The organism is Gemella sp. GH3 (assembly GCF_013415425.1).
In the GTDB taxonomy this organism is placed as follows: domain Bacteria; phylum Bacillota; class Bacilli; order Staphylococcales; family Gemellaceae; genus Gemelliphila.
Genome location: NZ_JACBYC010000058.1, coordinates 1 through 3181, shown reverse-complemented (window position 1 = coordinate 3181; position 3181 = coordinate 1). Strand labels below are relative to the sequence as shown.

General features: G+C 28.0%; 3 protein-coding genes. All 3 read left to right on the top strand.

The features are described 5' to 3' along the window. Window positions 1-221: 221 nt before the first annotated feature. From HZY83_RS01575 to HZY83_RS01565, 3 genes are read left to right on the top strand one after another with little or no spacing between them, the layout of a single operon-like run. Window positions 222-953, top strand: coding sequence for a polyphosphate polymerase domain-containing protein (locus HZY83_RS01575; protein ID WP_179942345.1), 732 nt, complete (start codon window positions 222-224; stop codon window positions 951-953). After that, window positions 934-1623, top strand: a complete 690-nt coding sequence (locus HZY83_RS01570; RefSeq protein ID WP_179942344.1) for a DUF4956 domain-containing protein — start codon at window positions 934-936, stop codon at window positions 1621-1623. Before HZY83_RS01575 ends, HZY83_RS01570 begins: the two co-directional genes overlap by 20 nt. Before the next feature lie 14 nt (window positions 1624-1637). Beyond that, window positions 1638-3092: a carbohydrate-binding domain-containing protein gene (locus tag HZY83_RS01565; RefSeq protein ID WP_179942343.1), complete on the top strand. Its 1455-nt coding sequence runs from the start codon at window positions 1638-1640 to the stop codon at window positions 3090-3092. Window positions 3093-3181: the final 89 nt, after the last annotated feature.

The following is a 3181-nucleotide window of genomic DNA, read 5'->3' as shown; positions in this document are numbered from 1 at the left end:
TTTTTATGTAATAAAGATAAAAATTAAAAGTAAAGCAAGTATGTGCTTTGCTTTTTTATTTTGCTTAAATATAAAATGAAAAACAACGAAATAATATTAATTTTCATGAAAGAAAAAAAATAATTTAAGAATTCTATTTTAACTTAAAATTTAAGTTCGTTTTAAGTTTTATATATAAAATATAATTATTCAAAACAAAGAAAAGGATGGGAGAGATTATTATGGCAAAGAATACATTTAAATCAAAATTTAAACGTTACGAAAAAAAGTATTTAATAACCTTAGAGCAATTAAACAGTTTAAAACAATATTTTGATAAATATTTAATAGCAGATGATTATGCTAGTTCTACTATAAGTAACTTATACTTTGATACAGAGAATTTCTACATGATACGCAGTGCTAAAGATAAAGCAGAGTATAAAGAAAAGTTAAGAATGAGAAGTTACGATAAATATCCTAATGACGATAGTAAAGTATTTTTAGAGATAAAGAAGAAATATGAGAAAGTTATATATAAAAGAAGAATTGCTACGTCATTGAGAAAAGGTAATGAATATTTGTTACATCGACATAATGTTTTGGGGAATTCTCAAATAAAAAATGAAATAGATTGGCTTTTTCAAACTAATAAAAGTTTGAAGCCTATGATGTACATTTATTATGACAGATATTCATATAAAGGAAAAGATAATGAAGATTTAAGAATTACGATAGATTCTAATATTAAATATAGAAATTATGATTTAGATATTAAAAAAGGAATTTATGGTAACAATATTATAGATGATAATTTAGTAATAATGGAGATTAAAGTTTCTGGAGCATACCCTATATGGTTAAGTGAAGCTTTGAATAAGTATGAAATGTATCCGAGAGGTTTTTCAAAATATGGGACAGCTTATCAAAAATTGAAAGAAAGAGGATTAGAAAATGCAAAATATGTTATTTAATAATTTATTTAGTTCAAGTTCAGAAACTACTATTAGCACTACGACATTTTTAGTATCGATAGCAGTAGCGTTAGTATTAGGGGTAATTCTTGCCTTGGCTTACAGCTATAAAACAATACATACTAAGGAATTTATGACTACAATAGCAGTTTTACCAGCGATAGTTCATGTTGTTATTTTCCTAGTTAATGGAAATGCAGGTGCAGGTATAGCTGTTATGGGGGCTTTTAGTTTAATTAGATTCCGTTCAGCAGCGGGAGGAGCTAAAGAGCTGTTAGCAATATTTATGTCTATGGCAGTGGGTCTTGCTACAGGAATGGGCTACATAGCAATAGCAGCATTTTTCACTATAGTAATGACAATTATAGTTATAGTTTATGAAAGAACAAATTTTGGTGAAATGAAGGAAGGAATTCGTCAATTGACTGTAACTATCCCTGAAAATTTAGATTACGAGGAAATTTTTGATGATTTATTTAAAGAGCAACTTAATTATGTAGAGTTGCTATCAGTAAAAACATCAGATATGGGTAGCTTATTTAAATTAAGATACAATATTAAATTAAAAGAGGGTATAAGTGAAAAACAATTTTTAGATGCTATTAGAGTTAGGAATGGTAACTTAGAAGTAGCAATAAACAGACATATAGTAAAAGAAAGTGGCTTATAGAGGAGATACAATATATGGTGAAAAAAACAAAAAATTTTAAGAATAAAATAGGATTAATATTTTTAACAGCGACACTATCTTTATCATTAGCGGCATGTTCAACATCTACTACTAATAATAATTCGACAGAAACACAAACAACATCTAACAATATTAATAATAAGGACTATTTCTCTACTAAAGATTTAACGGGCATTTATGATGAGAATAACGCTACAAAAATTAATTTAACTAATAGTGCAATTTCTGGCAATGGAGCTACATTAGAATCAAATATATTAAAAATAACTTCAGAAGGAACATATATTTTATCAGGACAAGGAGATAATGTTCAAGTAGTTATAGAAACAGACGATACTGCTAAAGTTCAGATAGTATTAGATAATGTTAGTATATCAAATAACGATTCTGCGATTTATGTAAAGCAAGCTGATAAAGTATTTTTAACATTAAAAGAAGGAACGGTAAATACTATAAAAGATAGCTCTAATAATTCAACAGAAAGTGGAAGTGCGGCTATATATAGTAAATCAGACTTAACGATTAATGGAAAAGGTGAATTAAATGTAGAAGGTAATTATAGTAATGCTATTAAATCAAATGATGATTTAAAAATAGCTTACGCTACATTAAATGTAACTGCCCAAAAACATGCTTTATCTGCCAATGATGCATTAAATATTACAAATGCTACGTTAAAATTAAATAGTACTGAAGATGCTATTCATTCAGATAATTCAGAAAATGCAGATTTAGGAAATGTCTACCTAAAAGATAATAATATAACTATAAATGCTGGAGATGACGGAATACACGCTACTAATAAAGTGCTTATCGATGGTGGACAAATAAATATAGAAAAGAGTAATGAAGGCATAGAAGGAAAAGTAGTAACTATAGAATCTGGTGAAATAAATATAACATCAAAAGATGATGGTATAAATGCAGCTGATGGAACAACTACTACACAATCTAGACCAGGAATGGCAAGTAGTGGAGTAGAACTTATTATAAATGGTGGTAAAATCACAGTTAATGCAGGAGGAGATGGACTCGATTCAAATGGAAATATTACTATAAATGATGGAGAAGTATATGTTAATGGACCAACTGATAAGGGTAATGCTGCATTAGATTATGATGGTAATGCTACTATAAATGGTGGAACTACAGTGATTTTAGGTAGTAGTGGAATGGCTCAAGGTTTTGGAAATTCTTCAAAACAAGCGTCTATTATGGCTAATGTACAAGGATATGCGGATGCTAAAATTGTAGTCAAAGATTATACAGGAAAGGAAATAGTATCTTATACTGCTACTAAAAATTTCAGCAATATTTTGGTAAGCAGTCCAAACATAAAATATGGAGAAAAATATACTATCTCTATTGATGGAAAGGAAACTACTGTAACTGCATCTTTAATAACTAAGGCACAAGGATCAATGATGGGAAATACACCTAGAAGATAATAATGCTAACTCCAATATTAATTAATATTGGAGTTATTTTATAAATTAAAGTGATATAAAAATACAATAAAATGAGATAATATAACTAT

Bases quoted from the DNA above. Each gene is read 5' to 3' on its own strand.
- HZY83_RS01575 (WP_179942345.1), top strand. From the start codon at position 222: ATGGCAAAGAATACATTTAAATCAAAATTTAAACGTTACGAAAAAAAG.
- HZY83_RS01570 (WP_179942344.1), top strand. From the start codon at position 934: ATGCAAAATATGTTATTTAATAATTTATTTAGTTCAAGTTCAGAAACT.
- HZY83_RS01565 (WP_179942343.1), top strand. From the start codon at position 1,638: ATGGTGAAAAAAACAAAAAATTTTAAGAATAAAATAGGATTAATATTT.